Annotated in this window: 3 protein-coding genes; 2 read left to right on the top strand and 1 reads right to left on the bottom strand. The window is 70.0% G+C overall.

Going from position 1 to position 1,682, the window contains the following annotated elements; genetic code table 11:
- A partial coding sequence (locus ACY45C_RS04235) for a L,D-transpeptidase (protein WP_462186339.1) occupies positions 1–582 on the top strand: 582 nt, incomplete at its 5' end.
- 139 nt (positions 583–721) lie between these two features.
- Here ACY45C_RS04235 and ACY45C_RS04230 read toward each other — a convergent pair.
- Complete coding sequence (locus tag ACY45C_RS04230; protein WP_462186338.1) at positions 722–1,309, bottom strand: DUF4386 family protein; 588 nt, start codon at positions 1,307–1,309, stop codon at positions 722–724.
- Between ACY45C_RS04230 and ACY45C_RS04225 the strand changes: the two genes are divergently transcribed.
- Positions 1,280–1,682, top strand: a 403-nt coding sequence (locus ACY45C_RS04225) for a TetR/AcrR family transcriptional regulator C-terminal domain-containing protein (RefSeq protein ID WP_462186337.1), incomplete at its 3' end; no start/stop codon positions are given. The genes ACY45C_RS04230 and ACY45C_RS04225 overlap by 30 nt on opposite strands.

Below are 1,682 nucleotides of genomic sequence, written 5' to 3'. Positions count from 1 at the left end.
ACCGCGACCGTCGCCGGCGTGGACGTCTACCCAACGCCCGTGTCCACCCGGCCCGCGTCGCGGCTGAGTAACCCGAACGAGGCGGGCGTGCCACGGGTCTTTCTCGTCACGGCGAGGCTGCCCGGATGGTGGCAGGTCCTGCTGCCGGTATGGCCCAACGGCAGCCGAGGATGGATCAGGGACGACCAGGTCCGCGCCAGCACCACCGCCTACCACCTGCAGGTCGTCCGCGGAGCCCACCAGTTGCGGCTGTACCGCGGGAACACGCTCATATCCTTGTTCGTGATGGCGGTCGGAACCACGGAAACACCGACTCCCGGGGGGCGGTACTACCTGACCGAACTGCTGCGGCCGCGGAATCCGACCGGACCCCACGGGCCCTTCGCCTTCGGCATCTCGGGCTTCTCCACCTCACTGGCCTCCTTCGAAGGCCATGCTCCGATTATCGGTCTGCATGGCACCAACCAGCCCCATACGCTGGGGCGTGACGTCAGCCACGGCTGCATCCGCCTGAGCAACAGCGACATCACCCGGTTGGCGGGCATGCTGCCCCTGGGCACGCCGGTCGACATCGTCGCCTGACCGGTCTCATCCCGAGGTCGTCGGTGCGGACTTCGCGGATGCAACAGACCCCGACGCCGAGCTGGAATCATTCAGGGCGGGGCCTGGCAGCCCGGCAGCCCGGCACGGCTGGCCGCGAGGCAGAGCCGGTTCTGCAAGGTCAGCTGGGTGGACGTCGGAGGAGGAGTGCGAAGCCGAGGGTGGCGATCCATACTCCCCAGAGTGTGGAGCCGAGGAAGCCCGCCGGTTCCCATGCGGGGACCTCGGGGATCGCGGTTGCCAGGATGTCGCCCTGGTTGAGCAGGTAGATGGCGCTTGCGACCAGGCCCAGCATGCCCACAGCGGCGGGAAGCGGACGGCGGCAGAGGATGATCACGGAGATCGTCGTCGACCAGGCGATGGCGAGCGTCTGGCCGAGGTGCTCGCCGAGCAGGGAGCCGCCGAGCTGGTGTTGTGCGAGCCAGGCGGCGTCGACGGCCGCTCGGGTCGTCGTGTCGCTGGCCATGTACTGCCGTGCCAGCGGCGGCACGACGAAGACCCAGCGCAGGAAGCCGGTGAGCGCGAGCACGATCGCGGCGGAGCCGACCCAGGTCGCGGCGCGCAGGACGGGATCGTCCCGGCGACCGAGGGCCGTGGGCAGCAGCAGCGTCGGCGGTAGCAGCAGAGCGTAGGTCCAGCCGGTCGCGAACCAGGTCCAGACCAGGCCGGTGCCGCCTCGGTGGAAGGACGGAAGGATGACGTCCGCCATCCCGGCGCGGTCAGCCTGCTGCTCGGTGGCCCGATGGACGGCCCCAACGCGCTCGCGCTCAACGAGCGACTGCTCGCGGCACTGGCCGACGGCGGGGTGCCGGCGGCGAACGCGGCCCGGTCCGTATATCTGCTGATCGTGTATGTGCTGGGCGCCATCGCGTTGGAGGCCGCCGAGCCGCACGAGCCGGGAACCAGCGAGGCAGAGCGGATCGCCGCCCGCCGTGACGCGTTCGCGGCCGTGCCCGCCGAGCACTACCCACGTACCGCCAGCCAGATTGACGTGCTGGCCGCCTACGTCACCACTGAGCAGTTCAGCTGGGGCCTCGACCGCGTCCTTGACGGCATCGAACGCCTCATTGAGCCTGACGCCT

It is taken from the genome of Frankia sp. CcWB2 (assembly GCF_977927585.1).
Note: the sequence above shows the minus strand (reverse complement) of the source record. Positions and strands in the feature narration are given on the sequence as shown.